The organism is Bauldia sp., assembly GCF_020442045.1.
In the GTDB taxonomy this organism is placed as follows: Bacteria; Pseudomonadota; Alphaproteobacteria; order Rhizobiales; family Kaistiaceae; genus Bauldia.
Map to the genome: position 1 here is coordinate 1 of NZ_JAGRLA010000161.1, position 18,111 is coordinate 18,111.

Consider the following 18,111-nt stretch of genomic DNA (forward strand, 5'->3'; position numbering starts at 1 on the left):
GCCGCTGAACGACATCGCCAGGCATCTCGTCTATGCGGAAAACGGCAGCTCGATCGAGATGGTGATGGTCGACGGCGCGATCGTGCTCGAGGACGGCAGGCTCACTACCATCGACGAGCCGGCGGTCCTCGCCGAGATCCGCGAGACGGTGCCGGCCTGGCTCGCCGAGCACGCCAAGCTGGAGGAAAAGAACGCGGTCTTCGAGCCATATTTCGCCGAGATCCACCGCCGCGCGACGATGCAGGACATCGGCCTCGACCGCTATGCGGGGGATGCCCCGCAATGGCCGGGGGCGAACCGGTAGAACCGCGCTTGCGTGCTTCGAGGCTCCGCCGCGCGGAGCACCTCAGCATGACGAGGTGGGTGAAGACGGTTACCAAAGGGCCGTGCAGCACTTCTTCCAGGACTGGTCCGAAAACCCAACCTCGCCATCCTGAGGTGCCCGACCAAAGGTCGGGCCTCGAAGGACGCACGGCGCGGCGGAGCCTCGAAGCACGCCCGGAATCCCGAACGCGCATCCTCAATAGGGCGTCTCGCCGCCGTCGATATTGATCGACTGGCCGCGGATGATGACCGCGGCATCGGAGAGCAGGAAGGCGACGACGCGGCCGACCTCGACCGGTTCGACATGGCGCTTGAGCTGGGCGGGGACCATGCCGGCGAACAGGGTCGCGGCGTCGCCGAGGCCGTCGCGTTCGAGCTCTGCCGCGACCTCGCGGAGCATCGGCGTCGCGACGCTGCCCGGGCAGACCGCGTTGACGTTGATGCCGTCCGCCGCCCACTCGCCGGCAAGCGAGCGGGTGAGGTTGATGACCGCCGCCTTGGAGGCGTTGTAGGCGGCCATGTTGCCGAAGCCGACCTTGCCGGCATTCGAGGCGATGTTGACGATCGCCCCGCCCCTGCCGGCGAAGGCGCGCCAGGCGGCCTGGGCGCCGAGCATGACGCCGCCGGCATTGACCCGGAGCTCGAAGTCCCAGCCTTCCGGGGTGATGGCCGCCGCCGGGCCCATCCGGACGATGCCGGCATTGTTGACCCAGCCATGAAGTGCGCCGAAGCGTTCGATCGTGGCCGCGACCGCCGCGTCGAGCGAGGCGGGGTCTGTGACGTCGGCGGTGATAGCGACGGTGCGCCCTCCGTCCGGGTCGAGGCGTTTTGCGGTTTCGGCCGCAGCATTCGCGTCGAGGTCGAGGAGTGCGACATGGCCGCCCGCCTCGAGGATCGCTTGCGTGATGCCGGCGCCGATGCCGCGGGCGGCGCCGGTGACGGCGATGGTGCGGCCGGCAAGCGCCGTCTCGGAAAGGATGGACATGGCCGGGTTCCTCAGAAGGAGGGCGTGGCGGTGACGCCGCCGTCTATAACGAGGTTGGCGCCGGTGACGAAGCGCGACGCGGGCGAGGCGAGGAAGAGCACGGCGTCGGCGACGTCGTAGTCGTCGCCCATCCGGCCGAGCGGCGCGGCGGCGAGCCACCGCCTGACGCCTTCCGGCCAGTTCTCCTCGATGCCCTCGGCATGGATGACGCCGGGCGAGACCGCATTGGCGCGGATGCCGTGGCGGCCGAATTCGAGGGCGGTGGCGCGGGTGAACATGATCAGCCCCGCCTTGGTCGTCGCGTAATGGCCATGGGTCAGCGCCGGCTGCAGCCCCTCGATCGAGGCGATGTTGACGATGGCGCCGCCGGCGCCGCGCGCGACCATCGCGTCGGTGACGACGCGGGTGGTGTGGAAGACGCCGTCGAGGTTGGAGGCGAGCATGTCGCGCCACTCGCCGGCCTCCATCCCGGCGATGGTCGAATGGGTCTGGCGGGCGGCGTTGTTGACCAGGATATCGATGGGTCCGAGGGACTCCGCGACTTTCGCGAAGGCCGCCCGGACGGAGACGAGGTCGGTGAGCTCGGCACGGATGGCGATGGCCTTGCCGCCCTTTGCCGTGATGGTCGCGACCAGCGCAGCCGCAGCGTCCCGTCCGCCGCGATAATGGACGGCGACCGCGGCCCCGGCCTCGGCGAGACGGCGCGCGATTCCCGCGCCGATGCCGCCATGCGCGCCGGTGACGACGGCGGCCTTGCCGGAGAGGTCGAGGAGGCGGTCGACCGGGAGTTCGGGATCATGCATGGCGGATCTGCCCTGTTCGCAGGATGCGGGGTCCCATCATCGCCGACCCGGATAGAAAGGCCAACCGGCAGGAGGGCGAACGGGTATCCGCGTGCCCGTTGTGAGAGGGAAATCCGGCGCCGATGCCGCCGCGCTCCCTTCCATCGCGGTGATGGCGGCGGGGACGCGTATTCTCTATGATCCGCGCCGTTCGATTTTCCGGCCACTCCGGAAGTTCCGTCGAAACCCGATTCCAAGAAGGGCCGGGTCCGTCCCCCTCGCGGGCCGCCTGTCCGGTGAAGAGCTGAAGCCTCGAATGGAAGCCCCCGCACCTCCCGCCGACGACAGGTTGCGGGGCATCCTGCTGATCGTGGTGGCGGCGGTGCTGTTCGCCGGGATCGATGTCTTCAGCAAGCTGCTCGCCCCGACCCAGTCGGTGGGCCAGATCGTCTGGGCCCGCTACACCATGGCGCTGCCGCTGCTCTTGGCGACGACCCCGCCGTCGCGGTGGCCGGGCATGTTCCGGACGGCGCGGCCGCTGTGGCAGATCGTCCGCGGTGTCATCCCGATGGGGACGAGCGTCGGCATGGTCCTGGCGGTCCGCCATCTGCCGCTGGCGGAGGCGACGGTCATCCTCTTCACCGCCCCGTTTCTGGTCGTGGCGCTTTCGGCGGCGGTGCTCAGGGAGCAGGTGGCGGCTGCGAGCTGGATCGCGGTCTTCGTCGGCTTCGCCGCGGTGTTGCTGGTCGCCCGGCCCGGATTCAGCGAATTCTCGGAATATCTCATCTTTCCGCTGATCGGGGCGCTCTTCTTCGCGCTGCTCCAGCTTGTCACGCGGCTGCTGCGCATGCGGGGCGAGGCCGCCCATACGACGCTTGCCTGGACATTGGCGACGGGCTGCGTGCTGGCCACGCCCTTCGCAATCGCCACCTGGCGGCCGGTCAGCGGCGAAGCGTGGCTGCTGATGGCGGGCCTGGGCCTCGTCTTCGGCGGCGCGCAGGCGTTGCTGGTCCGCGCCTTCGCCTATGCGCCGGCCGGCGTCCTGACGCCTTTCACCTATGTCCAGATCATCGCCGCCGTGGTCATGGGCATGATCGTCTTCGGCGTCATCCCCGACATCTGGTCGCTGATCGGTATCGTCATGATCATTGCCGCGGGCGTCACCGTGGCGCGAACCAGAATGCCTTCGTGAGCGGCAACACACTACCGGACGGCCGCCGTCCGTGCTTTGTTGCCGCCAGTCTGTGACAGGAGATATTCGACAGAATGCTGGACTTCGACATTTCGCGATTCATCGGTATCCAGTCGGGCGCCGTGGCGCTGATGGAACGGCTGGACAGGACAATCGGCGCGCTGCTCGACGAGGGCGCCAACAACATCTTCTTCCTCGGCGCCGGCGGCGCCGCCATCCTGATGCAGCCGGCCGTCCAGCTGTTGCGGACCAGGTCGACATTCCCGGTATTCTGCGAGAACGCGGCGGAGCTGGTGATCGGCGGCTCGCGGCACCTCGGTCCCGGATCGATCGTGGTCATCCCGTCGCTTTCCGGGACGACCAAGGAGAGCATCGAGACGCTCCGCTATTGCCGGGAGAAGGGCGCGACGATCCTGACGCTGGTCGGCCATGCGGCGACGCCGCTCGGCGAGGGCGGCGACCATGTCTTCGTCAATTTCGCCGAGGACGACACCTCGTGCGAATCCTTCTACATCCAGGCGCTGGCGATCGTGCTGTCGATCATGGAGCGGCGGGGAGAGGCGAGCGGCTTAGCCGGCTTCATGGAGGAGGCGAAACGCCTGCCGGAGGCGCTGGTCGCGGTCAAGGAGCGTTTCGAGACGGAAGCCGAGGCCTTTGCCGAGCAGATCAGGGACGAGCCCTATCACATCATAACCGGGGCGGGATCGACCTGGCCGGAGGCCTTCTATTACGGCATGTGCATCCTCGAGGAAATGCAGTGGATCCGGACCCGGCCGGTGCATGCCTCGGACTTCTTCCATGGCACGCTGGAGCTGCTCGAGCCGGGGGTCAGCCTGATCCTGCTGAAGGGGGAGGACGAATACCGGCCGCTGGTCGACCGGGTCGAGGCCTTCGCCGCCGGACACACCGACAAGCTCACCGTCTTCGATGCCGCCGGCGCGGAACTGGACGGCATCTCGCCGGCCTTCCGCGCGCTGATCTCGCCGGTGGTGCTCGCCACCATGCTGGAGCGGGTCAGCGCCCATCTCTCCGCCAAGCGCGACCATCCGCTGACCACGCGCCGCTACTACCGGCGCGTCGCCTATTGAGCGGATGAGCGGGATCGCGATGCTCGCCACGGTCGGCGACAACTGCATCGACCGCTATCTGGCGCTGAAGCAGTCGACGGTCGGCGGCAACGCGGTGAATGTCGCCGTGCATCTTGCCGCCGCCGGCCTCGCCGTCGCCTATTTCGGGGCTGTCGGGTCGGACGGCGAGGGGCAGCGGATCCTCGCCGCCCTGCGGGAGAATGGCGTCGATGCGAGCGGCGCGCGGGTCCTCGCCGGGACGACCGCCTTTACCGACATCGCCGTCGACACGGCCGGCGAGCGGATCATCGCCTTCGAGGATTTCGGCGCCTGTGCCGGCTATCGGCCGACGGCGGCGGAGACCGACGCGTTGCGCCGCTGTCGCCATGTCCATATCGGCTGGCTCGACGACGGCGGTGAATTGAAGGATGCGCTTGCCGCCTCCGGCACCAGCGTCTCGCAGGACCTGTCGGTGAGCCAGGCGCCGGACCATGGCAAGAGCGAGGGCCTGGCGATCGCCTTCATTTCCGCCGGTCCGTCGATCGAGGACGGCCGGCGGCTGCTGGCTGAAGCCCTGGCCGGCGGAGCGCGGACCGCCGTCGTCACCTGCGGTGCGTCGGGCAGTCTCGCAGGCAATGGGCTCGAGATGGCGGAGACGGGTGTCCTGCCCGTCGAGGTCGTCGACACGCTCGGCGCCGGCGACACCTTCATAGCCGGCTTCGTAGCGGCAAGCCTCGCCGGCGCGGGGCTTCGCACCTGCCTCGAGGCCGGCCGCGATGCCGCGGCCGCGACCTGCCGGCATCTCGGCGGCTTTCCGCAGGCACCGGGCAATCTCGCCTGAACCGGGTCGCGCCGGAGCGAGGCGTGGCGACCGGCCGTCGCGATGGGGGAGTCCCTGAAAACTGCAGCCTTTCCGTTGCCGCAACGTTTTGAAGTCGCTAAGGTCGAGCGGGGAGTTGAAAAAATCTCCGGAAAGGGACCTTTCTTGCCCGCGTCGGGCAGCCAGGCGTCAACGTGTTGCGTTGGCGCGATTTTGGGAGGAATGACAGTATGAGAATGAAACGCGTGATGGCCGGTGCCGCTGCGCTGACCTTTGCCACCGGCATGGGCGCCGTCCAGGCGGCGGAATTCGACGGCGTGACCGTCAACGTGATCACCCAGACCGGAGCGATCCAGGAGCCGCTGCAGCGGCGCGCGCCCGATTTCGAGAAGATGACCGGCGCCAAGATCAACGTCATCGCGGTGCCGTTCTCCGACCTCTACCAGAAGGTCCTGACCGACTGGGCGAGCGGCACCAATTCGGTCGACGTCGCGGTCTTCGCGCCGCAGTGGATGGTCGACTATATCGCCGGCGGCTATCTCGAGGATCTGACCCCGCGCGTCGATGCCGACCCGAACATCCAGCAGGATGACGTCGGCGCCTTCTTCCGCGATTTCTCGGAGAAGTATAACGGCAAGGTCTACATGATCACCCTCGATGGTGACTTCCACATGATGTACTACCGGAAGGACCTGCTGGAAGAGGCCGGCCTCGAGGTGCCCACCACGTGGGACGAATATCTGGCGGTCGCCAAGGCGCTCCACGGCAAGGACATGAACGGCGACGGCACGCCGGACTTCGGTTCGTGCATCGGCAAGAAGCGCAACGCCCAGAGCTACTGGTTCGTGACCGATGTCGTCGGTTCGATGACCCAGTCCAAGGGCACCAGCCAGGGCGCCTTCTTCAACACCGCCGACATGACCCCGCTGGTCGACAACGAAGCCTTCCGCAAGGCGCTCGACTTCCTCAAGGCGTCGACCGAATACGGCCCGCCGGACGAGCTGAATCTCGACGTCTCGGACACCCGTCCGCTGTTTGCCTCGGGCCGCTGCGCGCTCAACCTCGACTGGGGCGACGTCGGCACCATCTCGATCGATCCGGAGAATTCCAAGGTCATCGGCAAGTGGGGCGCGGCGATCATGCCCGGCTCGAAGCAGGTTCTCGACTGGGATAGCGGCAAGCTGGTCGACTGCGACGCCAATACCTGCCCGTATGCGATCGACGGCGTGAACCACGCTCCCTTCGCGGCCTTCGGCGGCTGGGGCGGCGGCATCAATGCCGCGGCCGACGACAAGGTCAAGGACGCGGCCTATGCCTTCCTGTCCTACATGACCCAGCCGGCGCAGTCGAACCAGGACGTGACCATCGGCATCACCGGCTTCAACCCCTACCGGACGTCGCAGCTCAGCTTCAGCGACCTGTGGAAGGATGCCGGCATGAGCGAGGCCGAGGCGGAGAACTATCTCGGCGCCATCAACGCCTCGATGAGCAGCCCGAACATGATCCTCGACCTGCGCATCCCGCAGAACCAGCGCTACCAGCAGGTGGTCCTGGACGAGGCGATCTCGCGCTTCCTCGCCGGTGAGATCGATGCCGACGCCACCGTCGCGGCGGTCGCCAACGGCTGGGAAGAGCTGACCGACGAGATCGGGCGCGACGAGCAGCTCGAGATCTACAGGGCCACGATCGGCGCCAACTGACGTCCGGTCGTCGCAATCCCGTCCGGCGCGGTCGATCCGCGCCGGACCCTCTCCTCGGGCTCCGCTTCCGGAATCAACGCGAGATCACATGACCGCTTCCGCCACGACCGCCAGTGACACCGCGCCGCGCCCGGGGCTGGCCGAGCGGTTCGACCGCCACGCCGGCCGACTGATGGTGCTGCCCGCGGTCGTCGTCATCCTGTGCTTCGCGCTCTTTCCGCTGATCATCTCGGCCTACCTCTCGCTGACCCGCTTCGCGCTCGCGCCGGGCGGCTTCACGCTGAAATATGTAGGCAATTTCAACTACAAGAAGCTCCTTTTCGGGTCGCAGCAATACCACCTGCTCGGCACCTTCAAGGCGTTCGGCGTGGTCGGATGGGTCCTGGTCGCCGCGATGGCGGCGCTCATCCTCTTCCTGCTGGGGCGCTACTTCATGTCCGGCCGGGCGACGATTTTCGGCACGATCGGGCGGCTGATCACGTCGAGCCTGGCGATGGGGCTGACGGTGCTCGTGGTCGCCACCATCGTCGCCGGCGGCGTGCCCGGCACCATGGTGACAACGCTGATCTATGTCGGCGTCGGCGTCGCCGCCCAGTTCCTGCTCGGCCTCGGAATTGCGATGCTCTGCGCCCAGGCGATCCGCGGCCGGAATTTCTTCCGGGTGCTGTTTTTCGTGCCGCTGATGGTGACGCCGGTCGGCATCGCCTACACCTTCCGGATGCTGGCGGATATCCAGAAGGGGCCTTTCGCGCCCCTGCTCCAGTCGCTCGGCGTCACCCAGTGGTCCTGGGCGACGGACGCATGGTCGGCGCGGCTTATGGTGCTGGTCGGCGACACCTGGCAGTGGACGCCGTTCATGTTCATCGTCCTGCTCGCGGCGATCGAGAACCAGCCGCGTGACCAGGTCGAGGCAGCCCGCATCGACGGCGCCAACGGCATCCAGATCTTCCGCGACATCACCTGGCCGGCGATCGCCCCGGTCGCGGCGACCATCGTTCTCATCCGCCTCATCGAGGCGTTCAAGATCATCGATCTGCCCAACGTCCTGACCGGCGGCGGTCCCGGCCTCGCCACGGAATCGATGACGCTCCATTCCTTCATCGCCTGGCGGACGCAGGACCTCGGCGGTTCGGCGGCCGTCGGCTACATGCTGCTCTTCGTCTCGACCATCGTCTGCGTGTCGTTCTTCAACTTCATGGTGCGGCCGGCGCGCCGTCTGGAATCATGACCGAAAACCGCTCCCTGATGCGCCGCCTGTTCGAGCCGAAATCGCTCGACCACCAGGCACCGGCCTCCAAGGTCGTCACCTACGGGCTCCTGCTGATCTGGTCGCTGGTCGTCCTGGTGCCGCTCTACTGGGTGCTGATCACCGCCTTCAAGAACGAGGGCGACGTCGCCAACGGCCCCTTCTACCTGCCATTCATCGACTTCCAGCCGAAGACCGATGCCTGGCATTTCATGCTGGTCGAGAACAACACGATCGGCCCCTACATCAACTCGGTTGTGGTGGCGCTTGGCAGTACCTTCCTCGCCATCCTGGTCGGGTCGCTGGCGGCCTATGCGCTGGTCCGTATCCGCTTCCGGGTGAAGCTGGCAATGGTGGCGATCTTCCTGATCCTGCTCGTCGGCGTCATCGTCGCGGTGGCGACCTTCGGCATCCCGTGGGAGATCGCGCTTGCCGTCGCGATAGCGCTCTTCGTCATCGCGCTGTTCACGGTCGGCCGCCGGATGAAGCTCTCGCTCGGCAACAGCGACGTCGAGTTCTGGATCATCTCGAACCGGATCATGCCGCCGATCGTGGCGGTGCTGCCGATCTACATCATGTTCCAGCAGCTCGCGCTGCTCGATACGCAATTCGCGCTGATCGCGACATATATGGCGGTGAACCTGCCGATCGTCGTGTGGCTGACCCGCGACTTCTTCGCCGCGATTCCGATCGACCTCGAGGAGAGCGCCCAGATCGACGGCGCCTCGAAGCTGCGGGTGTTCTTCACCATCGCCCTGCCGCTCGTCCGTTCCGGGCTGGTCGCGACCTTCCTGCTGGTCCTCATCCTCGCCTGGAACGAATATCTGCTCGCCCTCTTCCTGACCAATGCCGACGCCCAGACCATGCCGGTGCTCGTCTCCGCCCAGAACACCACGCGGGGGCCGCAGTGGTGGAACATGTCGGTGCTCATCGTGGTGATGATCGCGCCCGTGATCATCATCGCCACCTTCCTGCAGAAACATATCGCGCGGGGCCTTCTGGTCGGCGCGGTCAAAGGCTAGATCGCATGCGTGTCACGCTCTCCGATATCTACAAGTCCTTCGGCATGGTCGAGGTGGTCAAGGGCCTCGACCTCGAAATCGCCGATGGCGAATTCCTCGTCCTGCTCGGTCCCTCGGGATGCGGCAAGACGACGGCGCTCCGCATGGTCGCCGGCCTCGAATCCGTGACCTCCGGGAAGATTTCGATCGGCGATCGCGACGTGACCGAGGTGCTGCCGAAATATCGCGACGTGGCGATGGTCTTCCAGTCCTACGCGCTCTATCCGCACATGACGGTGGGGAGGAATATCGGCTATCCGCTGAAGCTTCGCGGCGTGCCGAAGGCGGAGCAGGACGTGCAGATCAAGGCCGCCGCCGAGCAGGTGCATCTCGGCGACTATCTCGACCGCTTTCCCCGCCAGCTCTCGGGTGGCCAGCGACAGCGCGTTGCGCTTGCCCGCGCCATCGTCCGGCGGCCGAGCGTCTTCCTGATGGACGAGCCGCTGTCGAACCTCGACGCCAAGCTCAGAAGCTACATGCGCGCCGAGCTCAAGCATCTGCAGAGCGACCTCAGCACCACGACGATCTACGTCACCCACGACCAGATCGAGGCGATGACGCTGGCCCATCGCGTCGCGGTGATGAACCGGGGCGTCGTCCAGCAGATCGCTTCGCCGCGCGAGATCTACGACAACCCCGCCAATCTCTTCGTCGCCGGCTTCATCGGCTCGCCGCCGATGAATACGCTGGAGGGATCGATCGCCGACGGCGCCTTCGTCGCGCCGGAGGGCAAGGTGCGGGTCGGCAATTACGCGCCGCGCGACAAGGTGGTTTTCGGTTTCCGTCCGGAAGATGCGCGGATCGTCGATCCGTCGGAGAGCGACATCCGGGCGAAGATCTATGCTTGCGAGCTGACCGGCAACGAGACCATCGTCACCTGCCAGATGGGCGAGTCCCAGGTCGTGGTTAAGATGGACAAGAACTACGACATGCCGTCGGATACCGTCGTGGCGCTCAGCATCGCCGAGGAGAAGATGTGCCTGTTCGATCCGGAATCCGGCGACCGGATCCCGCGGCCCGCCTGACTCCGCCTACGGATCGAGGCGCCGCAGGAAATCGGCCATCGCGGTCCTGAATCCGGCGACATGTCCATCCCGGTCGGCCGACTTCGAGACGAGAGTGACCATCGTCGCAGCCGGTATCGCCGCGGCAAGCGCCTCCGCGAAGCCGAGCGGATGGACAATGTCATCGGCGGTTCCGAGGACCAGCACAGGCAGGTCGAGCGCGCGAACCTCGTCGACTGAAACCCCGGGCCCGTCACCGGCGATCGCGCCAAGCAACGCGGCGGTTGCGGTGAGGTCAGGGCGATCGAAGAAGCCGCTCAACGAGGCGAGGTTGTCGGGCGCTTCCCTGGCGGCGCGGATAGCGATTTCAGACCGGGCGAAGGCGGCGCGCGCCGAGTCCCGCCCGTGGGTCCGCAGAAGCCCGGCGATCAGCGCGAAGGCCTTCATATTCTCCGGTGCCGGTTCGAAGGTCCAGGCCGGGCGCGCCAGAACCAGGGCGCGGACGAGGTCGGGCCGGCGGACCGCCAGCCTCAGCGAGATCGCCGCGCCCATCGAGATGCCGCCGAAGACCGCGGGGCCGGAGAGGGTCCGTTCGGCGAGCGCGGCGACATCGTCGGCGAAGGTCGCGATCGAAAGGGCCTGATGCGGACCGGCTTCCGACAGGCCCTGCGAGCGGCATTCGAGCGTGATCCGGCGGGCCGGCGGCTCGGACGGGAAGACCTCGGCGACCTGGGCGGCGTCGGCGCCGAGCCCATGCTGGAAGACGACGGCCGGTCCGCCGCCGGCATCCTCGTAGCGGAGGGCGACGCCCTCCCGGTCGAAGGTGGCGAAGGTCATGACGCGTCCGGCGTGGCGATGAGGTCGCGGAGGAAGGCGGCGACGCCCGGTGCCTCGCCGGCATCGAGTCCGTGGGCGATCAATGCGCCATCGAAGCCGGCGCGGCGCAGTTCGGCGAGGTAGTGTGCGTAGTCGAGGACGCCCTGGCCGGCGACGGAGAAGCTGCCGTCGGCGGCGCGGTCCTTGGCATGGGCGATGGCGATGCGGTCGGCGAGGAGGTCGACCGCCCGCGACACGATTATCCGCTGCTCGGCCAGGCTCGCCTGCTCGAACAGGTTGGCGGCGTCGAGGACGATCCGGATGCGGGGGCTGCCGATGTCGTCGATCAGCCGCAGCGCCAGCCCGGCCGAGGAGACGACGTTGGCGAGCTCCGGCTCGATGCCGAGGTCGATGTCGTTCGCCTCGGCGATGGCGAGCGCCGCCTCCATGGCGACCAGCAGGTCGGACCAGGCTTCGGGCGCCGCGTTGTCCGGGTGGGCGCGCCACTGGTCGTCCGGGTCGCGGGTGCCGGTGCAGAGCGTGACGAGCCGGGTCCCCATCGGTCGCGCCGCCCTGGCGAGGATCGCCAGCTTCTCGAGACCGGCGGAGCGCACCGCCGGGTCGGGATGGATCATGTTGAAGGTGCCGGAGAGCGCGGCGATCGCAACGCCTGCGCCGGTCGCAGCCGCGCGGACGGCCTCGATGGCCGCCTCGTCGATCCGGTCGGGGAGCGAGGGCAGCCCGGAGCAGGCCATGTTGTACTGGGTCGTCGAGAAGCCGGCCGCGGCGACGTCGCCGAGGACGGCGCGCGGGTCGCTGCCGGGGAAGGTCTTGGCGAAGATGCCGATCCGCATCACAGGCCCCCCGTCGCTTCGGCGAGCGCGACCGGCCGTCCTTCGCGGACCGAGCGGGCGATGGCGATCATGGCGCGGACCGAGGCGACGCCGTCCTCGGCCGTCGCGGCGGGGGCCGGCTGGCCGGAAAGGACCGCATCGGCGAAGCCCTCGACCTGGCGCCGGTAGAAATGGCCGTCGGCGGCGAGCGGCCGGCAGGAGGTCGCGTCGCGCTCGCGGAAGATGTCGACCTCGCTCGACCTGAAGTACCAGGGATTGAAGGTCCTGGCGACGATGCTGCCGTTCTCGCCATAGGCCTGGAAGCCCTCGTGCCAGTCCATGCGCACCGCGACGGTGAGGTCGAGATGGCCGAGCGCGCCATTGGCGAAGGCGACGTCGACGAACCAGCAGCGGATGCCGGCGCGTTCGCTGTAGCGGGCGTGGACGGTGTCGATCGGGCCGAACAGGAACCGGGCGGTATCGACGAGGTGGCTGCCATGGGCGAGCATCAGATAGCGCTGGCGATCGGCCTTGGGATCGCCGGCCGGTCGGCGCGAGCCGCCGCTGGTGACGATGGTCGGCTGGACCGCGTCGGTCATCACGTAGCGATGGGTCGAGTCGCAGTACCAGGCTTTCAGCGCGACGAGCGCGCCCATCTCCTCCGTGATGAAGTCGCGTGCCGCCTCGATGCCGCCGTCGTAGCGCTTCATGTGGCCGACATGGAAGACGAGGTCGGTGTCGGCGACGGCCGCCGCCACCTGCTCGGCCTCCTCGACGGTCATCGCCATGGGTTTTTCGCAGAGCACATGCTTTCCGGCGGCAAGCGCCCGCAGCGAGGCATCGACATGGAAGGGATCGGACGTGGCGACGATCACCGCGTCGAGGTCGGGATCGGCCAGCATCGCGTCATAGTCGGTGAAGGTGCGCGCCGGCTGGTGGGTGACCGCCATGCGTGCGAGCAGGTCCTCGGCGACGTCGCAGATCGCGTAGAGATCGGCATTCCGCGCCTTGACGCAGGATTCGAAATGCGCCGCCTGGGCGATCTGTCCGGCGCCGAGCACGCCGACGCGAAGCCGTCTTTCGTCCGTCATGAAACCTCCGGGCTGTTGGCAAGCAGATTATCGATCGCCGGGCCCTGGGGCATCGCTCCCATCGCGCCGGAGATTGTCGCCATGACGGCGCCGGCGGCCGAGGCGCGGCGGCCGATCGACGTCAGGGTCGCGGCGTCGAGGCTGGCGATGTCGGCAGCGAGCAGACCGGCCAGCAGGCTGGCGGTGAAGGCGTCGCCACAGCCGACCGTATCGAGGACATCGACGGCGAAGCCGGGAATCGCGACCCTGGCATCCGGGGTGAGGAGGATCGCTCCGGCCGCCCCGCGCGTCACCGCCATCACCTTGAGGCCGGGATGCCAGATGGCCGCGACGCCGGCCCGAATCCCTCTTGTCCCCGACAAGGCGGCGAGCTCTTCCTCGCTGATCTTGACGATATCGGCGGCGGCGACCGCTTCGCGGCCGGTGGCGAGCATCGCCGCCGGATCGCGCCAGACCGCCGGCCTGAGATTGGGATCGGCGGAGATCAGGGCGCCGGCCTCCCGTGCCGCCGCGACCGCGGCGCGCTGGGCGGCGGCGGAGGCGGGCGAGCCGAGCGACAGGGAGCCGGTGTGGAGGACCCGGGTAGTGCCGACGACGTCGAGGTCGAGCTCCTCCACCGCCAGGCTCGCGTCGGCGCAGCCTTCGCGATAAAGGGCGAAGTCGCGGTCGCCCGACGCGTCGAGCGAGACGACGGCGAGTGACGTGGTCTCGAAATCGGCGGTGGCGATCGCGCCGGTGTCGACGCCGGCACCGGCCAGCGTCTCGATCAGGATCTCGCCAAAGCGGCCTGGCCCGACCTTGCTGATCACCCCGGCGCGAAGGCCGAGCCTTGCGACACCGGCCGCGACATTGCCCGGCGCGCCGCCGGGCCGGGCGGCAAAGAGGATGTCGCTACCCGACCGGCCGGCCGGGATGAGGTCGATCACCAGCTCTCCCAGCGCCACCACGTCGAAGCGCGAAGAAGGGCCCTGGTCGCTCATGGCATCGGTTTTCCGGGGGGCCGGCGCGGAAGTGCGGCCGGCCTGGGCTCAGGCGAAATCGGGGTTGTCGACGAGCGTCGGCTTGCCGCCCTTGTCGACGACCAGCTTGCGCATGCCACGCTCGCGGATCGTCCCGTAATCGTGGCCGGCATCGGTCGCGCAGAACCAGACGAAGACCAGCTTCTCGTCGCCGGTATTGATGCTGCGATGCGCCCATTCCGGCGGGATGAAGGCGCAGACGCCGGGCTTCATCTCGACGGTGCGGACCTCGCCGTCGCGGGATTCGAGGAGGAGGAGGCCCTGGCCGGATTGGGTGTAATAGCCCTCGCCGCAATCCTTGCGCTCGTGGAAGTGGCCGCGGGTCATGAAATATTCGTCGCCGATCTTGCCGGGCATCATGATCGTGGTGCCGAAGGCGATGTCGCACTCTTCCTTGCGGTAGTCGACGACCTCATAGGCGACCGGATCGCCGGCCGCGACGGCCTTGTCGAAGGCCGCCGTGTCGCGGAAAAGCCCGCCCAGCTCGCTGAGCTTCTTCGTGTAGCGGCCGGTTGACGGGGTGACCTCGCCGCTGAGGCCATCGATTGCGACACCTTCGGGAAACAGCATGGAATTCCTCTTCCTCTATCGTGGCTATGGGCTAGGTCCGGGCGGCTGGCGTGTCAACCGGCAATCAGCCGTTAGACGGGTTTTCAGGAGGCGATGACGCCGTCGTCCCTGAGGTGGCCGATTTCGGAGCTGCCGAGGCCGAGAATATCGGCGAGCACGGCCTCGGTATCGGCGCCGAGGCGCGGGGCCTCGCCGGACGGATGGGGCGCCTCGCCGGGAAAGTCCGCCGCGGCCCCGGGGGTCGGATAGGCGTCGCCGCCCTGATGCGAGACCTGAGGCATGGCCTCGGCATGGACGGCGAAGCGGTCGGTGGCGACGGCCGCCTCATGGACGCTGCGATAGGGCGCCCAGCAGACGCCGGTCCCCTCGAACAGCGCGGCGAGCTCGGCCTCGCTGCGGGCGTCAATGGCGGCCTCGACAAGCGGGAAGAGTGCCTCGCGATGACGATACCGCTCGCCCTCGTCGTCGGTGAAGGAGGCGCCGAGCGACGATTCCAGCGCGGCGACCTGGTCGCCGAGGCCGAGTGTCCGGACGAGGTCGCGCCACTGCCGGGCGGTGATCGCGACGATCATCAGGCGGCGACCGTCGGCGGTGACGAAATCGCGACCGAAGGCACCGAACAGGTCATTGCCCTGGCGGGGACGGTCGGCGCCGGCAAGCAGCACCTCGGCGAGCTGGCCGAGGTGGCCGAGGGTCGCCGCGGCGAGATCGCCGAGCGGCAGGCGTATCTCGCGTCCCGCGCCGGTCTCGCGGCGGGCATGGTGGGCGGCGAGGAGCGCAAAGGCGCCGTAGGCGCCGGCCATCAGGTCCCAGGTCGGCAGGACGCCGTTGACCGGCGAATCGCCGAGCGCGGCCGGGCCGGTCATCATCGGGATACCCATCGCGGCGTTGACGGTGTAGTCGACGGCCGGCGTGCCGTCGCGCCAGCCCATGATGCGGAGCGTGACGATGTCGGGCCGCAGCGCCGCCAGCGCGGCGTGTGACAGGAAGCCGTCGGGCGGGAAATTGGTGACGAAGAGGCCGGCATCCGGTCCGGGGGCGGTGGCGAGCCGTTGTGCGAGTTCGCGGCCTTGCGGCTGGCGAAGGTCGATGGCGACCGATTTCTTGCCCTTGTTGAGGCCCTGCCAGTAGAGGCTGTCGCCCGCCGCCGTCTTTGGCCAGCGCCGCCGGTCCGGGCCGCCGCCAAGCGTGTCGATGCGGATCACCTCGGCGCCGAGCTGCGCGCAATGAAGCCCGCAGGACGGGCCGGCGACGAAGGACGCCGCCTCGACGATGCGCAGCCCCTTGAGCGGCGGCGCCATCAGCCGAGCGCCCGCCGCTGCAGCTTGCCGTTGACGTTGCGCGGCAGCGACTCGACGAAGAAGACCTGCTTCGGCCGCTTGTAGGCGGCGAGGCGGCCGCCGGCATGGGCGAGGACCCGGTCGGCGTCGATGCCGCTGCCCGGCCGGGCCACGACATAGGCGGCGATCACCGACAATGTGTCATCGACGCGATGTTCGGTCACCGCCACCTCGGCCACTCCCGGGCAATCCGCCAGCGCCGCCTCGACCTCGAGCGGCGACACGCGGAAGCCGCCAGCATTCATGATGTCGTCGGCGCGGCCATGGTACCAGACATAGCCGTCGTCATCGAAGGCGGCGAGGTCGCCGCCGACGAACCAGTCGCCGCGGGTGGTCGCGGCGTCCTCCTCCGGGCGGTTCCAGTAGCCGAGCATCAGGCCGGGGTCGGAACGGTGGATGGCGAGGAGCCCGGTCTCGCCTGTGGGAAGCGGCGTGTCGTCGCCGTCGACGGCGAGGATCGCGATGCGCCGTGTCTGTTGCGGCTTGCCGGCGCTGCCCGGCCGGACCGGGACCGACGGGCCGGAGGAGATGAAGGTCGAGCATTCGCTCATGCCGAGCGACTCGTAGAGCGCCCGGCCGGTCGCGGCGCGCCATTGCTCGAGGATCGACGGGTGCATCGCCTCCCCGGCGCAGAGGCAGTGGCGGATGGTGGCGAAATCGGCCGGGTCGAGCGCGGCATGCTTGAGCATCTGGCGGTAGAGCAGCGGTACGGCGGCGAAGAGCGTCGCGCCGGCGAGCCGGATCAGCCGCGGCCAGACCTGGATGTCCTGGGGGCCGTTATAGAGCACCGCCGCCGCGCCGACCGACCAGGGGTCGAGCAGGCCGACGCCGAGCGTGTAGCTCCAGTTGAAGGTGCCGGCATGGAGCATGACGTCGTCGCCACCGATCGCCTGCCAGTCGCGGTGCATGGGGATGCGCCCGAGCGCGACCCGCTGGGCATGGACGACGCCTTTCGGCCGGCCGCTCGTGCCCGAGGTGTAGATCATGTAGGCGGGGTCCCCGGCCGCCGTGTCGGCATAGCCGGGGCGCGGGTCCGACCGACGCAGGCGGTCGATCGCAGCGGTGTCGAAGACCTTCGCCGCGACACCGGCGAGCGGGACGACGAGGCCGTCATCCATGGCGATGCCGGCGGCGCCCGAGTCGGCGAGGAGGAAGGCGATGTCCCTTTCGGTCAGCATCGACGAGACGGGAATCGGGACAAGGCCCGCCGCGATCGCGCCGTAGAAGAGGAGCGCGTAGCTGCTGTTATTGGGGAGCCGCAACAGCAGCCGGTCGCCGGGAGCGAGCCCGGCCTCCTCCAGCCCGGCGGCGACGCCGCGGACCGCCCGGTCAAGGTCGCCATAGGTCCAGTATTCGGCGGCCCCGGGTCCGGCGGCGACGTCGCCGACGACGGTCAGGGCGACCTTGCCGGGCTGCGCCGCGGCCGACTGTTCGAGGCAATGGCGGGCGAGGTTGAACCGCTCGGGAATCGGTATGCGGCCCGGCATGGCCTAGCGCTGGAACCGGTCGGCGATATGTACCATGCCCTGCACGATCCAGCCGCCGTCGACCACCAGGACCTGCCCGGTGATGTAGCTCGCCCTGTCGCTGGCGAGGTAGACGATCGGTTCGGCGATCTCGTGCGGTTCGGCGAGCCGCCCCATCGGGATTCGCTCGGTCTGCCACTCACCGCGAATCGAGCCATCCTTGAGGCCCTGCTCGACCAGCTTGGTGCGGGTCGAGCCGGGGGCGACGGCGTTGACCCGGATATTGGCCATCGCGGTCTCGGTGGCGTAGACGCGGGTCAGGCTCTCGATGCCCGCCTTGGCGGCGCTGTAGGGGCCACGGCCGGGAATACCGACATGCGCCGCCGTCGAGGCGACGCTGACGATCGCGCCGCCCTTGCCGCGGGCGCGCATGCGGGAGATCGCCTGGGCGGAGCAGAGGAACATGCCGGTCAGGTGGGTGTTGAGGACGAGATGCCAGTCCTCCGGCGACATGTCCTCGGCGAGATCGACACGCTGCACCCCGGCATTGTTGACCAGCACGTCGATCTGACCGGCGTCGCGGTCGATGCGCGCGAAGGCGTCGGCGACGCTTGCCGCATCGCCGACGTCGGCGGTGAGATAGGTGACGCCCTCGCGCGCCTCGTCGGGATCGCCGAGATCGAGCGAGAAGACCGTGGCGCCCTCCGCGACCAGGCGTTGCGCCACGGCGTCGCCGATTCCACGCGCGGCACCGGTAATCGCCGCGACCTTGCCGGAGAATTCACCGGGCATCGC

Annotated in this window: 17 protein-coding genes and 1 pseudogene; 8 read left to right on the top strand and 10 right to left on the bottom strand. The window is 68.5% G+C overall.

Annotated elements, in window-relative coordinates; translation table 11 throughout:
• A pseudogene (locus tag KDJ86_RS17735) lies at positions 1-304 on the top strand (amidohydrolase family protein); the annotation flags it as partial.
• Positions 305-520: 216 nt separating this feature from the next.
• On the opposite strand, the gene KDJ86_RS17740 reads toward KDJ86_RS17735, so the two are convergent.
• Positions 521-1,309, bottom strand: coding sequence for an SDR family NAD(P)-dependent oxidoreductase (locus KDJ86_RS17740; RefSeq protein WP_291748894.1), 789 nt, complete (start codon positions 1,307-1,309; stop codon positions 521-523).
• 11 nt (positions 1,310-1,320) lie between these two features.
• Positions 1,321-2,112 (bottom strand): SDR family NAD(P)-dependent oxidoreductase, encoded by a 792-nt coding sequence (locus KDJ86_RS17745; protein WP_291748896.1) that lies wholly within the window; start codon positions 2,110-2,112, stop codon positions 1,321-1,323.
• Between the two features lie 295 nt (positions 2,113-2,407).
• Between KDJ86_RS17745 and KDJ86_RS17750 the strand changes: the two genes are divergently transcribed.
• The 7 genes from KDJ86_RS17750 to KDJ86_RS17780 all read left to right on the top strand — a co-directional run bounded on the left by KDJ86_RS17750 (position 2,408) and on the right by KDJ86_RS17780 (position 10,202).
• Positions 2,408-3,283 carry a DMT family transporter gene (locus KDJ86_RS17750; RefSeq protein ID WP_291748898.1) on the top strand — a complete coding sequence of 292 codons (876 nt, stop codon included), beginning with the start codon at positions 2,408-2,410 and terminating at the stop codon, positions 3,281-3,283.
• 74 nt (positions 3,284-3,357) lie between these two features.
• A complete protein-coding gene (locus KDJ86_RS17755) occupies positions 3,358-4,371 on the top strand; it encodes an SIS domain-containing protein (protein WP_291748900.1) in 1,014 nt (337 codons plus the stop codon).
• Between the two features lie 4 nt (positions 4,372-4,375).
• On the top strand, positions 4,376-5,191 hold the full coding sequence (locus tag KDJ86_RS17760) for a PfkB family carbohydrate kinase (RefSeq protein WP_291748902.1): 816 nt from the start codon (positions 4,376-4,378) through the stop codon (positions 5,189-5,191).
• Between the two features lie 209 nt (positions 5,192-5,400).
• Positions 5,401-6,870 (top strand): ABC transporter substrate-binding protein, encoded by a 1,470-nt coding sequence (locus KDJ86_RS17765; protein ID WP_291748905.1) that lies wholly within the window; start codon positions 5,401-5,403, stop codon positions 6,868-6,870.
• A gap of 88 nt (positions 6,871-6,958) precedes the next feature.
• Positions 6,959-8,098 (top strand): carbohydrate ABC transporter permease, encoded by a 1,140-nt coding sequence (locus KDJ86_RS17770; RefSeq protein WP_291748909.1) that lies wholly within the window; start codon positions 6,959-6,961, stop codon positions 8,096-8,098.
• Positions 8,099-8,115: 17 nt separating this feature from the next.
• Positions 8,116-9,138 carry a carbohydrate ABC transporter permease gene (locus tag KDJ86_RS17775; protein WP_291748911.1) on the top strand — a complete coding sequence of 341 codons (1,023 nt, stop codon included), beginning with the start codon at positions 8,116-8,118 and terminating at the stop codon, positions 9,136-9,138.
• Positions 9,139-9,143: 5 nt separating this feature from the next.
• On the top strand, positions 9,144-10,202 hold the full coding sequence (locus KDJ86_RS17780) for an ABC transporter ATP-binding protein (RefSeq protein ID WP_291748914.1): 1,059 nt from the start codon (positions 9,144-9,146) through the stop codon (positions 10,200-10,202).
• Between the two features lie 6 nt (positions 10,203-10,208).
• Here the strand turns inward: KDJ86_RS17780 and KDJ86_RS17785 are convergent, their stop codons facing one another.
• From KDJ86_RS17785 to KDJ86_RS17820, 8 genes are all read right to left on the bottom strand, one after another.
• Positions 10,209-11,018 (bottom strand): alpha/beta fold hydrolase, encoded by an 810-nt coding sequence (locus tag KDJ86_RS17785; RefSeq protein ID WP_291748916.1) that lies wholly within the window; start codon positions 11,016-11,018, stop codon positions 10,209-10,211.
• Complete coding sequence (locus KDJ86_RS17790) at positions 11,015-11,851, bottom strand: sugar phosphate isomerase/epimerase family protein (RefSeq protein WP_291748919.1); 837 nt, start codon at positions 11,849-11,851, stop codon at positions 11,015-11,017. Before KDJ86_RS17790 ends, KDJ86_RS17785 begins: the two co-directional genes overlap by 4 nt.
• The gene (locus KDJ86_RS17795; RefSeq protein ID WP_291748920.1) at positions 11,851-12,921 is read right to left on the bottom strand and encodes a Gfo/Idh/MocA family protein; all 1,071 of its coding nucleotides are present in this window, start codon (positions 12,919-12,921) and stop codon (positions 11,851-11,853) included. Before KDJ86_RS17795 ends, KDJ86_RS17790 begins: the two co-directional genes overlap by 1 nt.
• Entirely contained in the window at positions 12,918-13,901 is a 984-nt protein-coding gene (locus tag KDJ86_RS17800) for a carbohydrate kinase family protein (RefSeq protein ID WP_291748923.1), read from the bottom strand. The genes KDJ86_RS17795 and KDJ86_RS17800 overlap by 4 nt, the downstream gene beginning before the upstream one ends.
• A 48-nt stretch (positions 13,902-13,949) precedes the next feature.
• Complete coding sequence (locus KDJ86_RS17805; protein WP_291748925.1) at positions 13,950-14,510, bottom strand: glucose-6-phosphate isomerase family protein; 561 nt, start codon at positions 14,508-14,510, stop codon at positions 13,950-13,952.
• 83 nt (positions 14,511-14,593) lie between these two features.
• Positions 14,594-15,811 carry a CoA transferase gene (locus KDJ86_RS17810; protein WP_291748928.1) on the bottom strand — a complete coding sequence of 406 codons (1,218 nt, stop codon included), beginning with the start codon at positions 15,809-15,811 and terminating at the stop codon, positions 14,594-14,596.
• Positions 15,811-17,337, bottom strand: a complete 1,527-nt coding sequence (locus KDJ86_RS17815; protein ID WP_291748931.1) for a class I adenylate-forming enzyme family protein — start codon at positions 17,335-17,337, stop codon at positions 15,811-15,813. Before KDJ86_RS17815 ends, KDJ86_RS17810 begins: the two co-directional genes overlap by 1 nt.
• 3 nt (positions 17,338-17,340) lie before the next feature.
• Complete coding sequence (locus KDJ86_RS17820) at positions 17,341-18,108, bottom strand: SDR family NAD(P)-dependent oxidoreductase (protein WP_291748934.1); 768 nt, start codon at positions 18,106-18,108, stop codon at positions 17,341-17,343.
• Between the last annotated feature and the right edge of the window lie 3 nt (positions 18,109-18,111).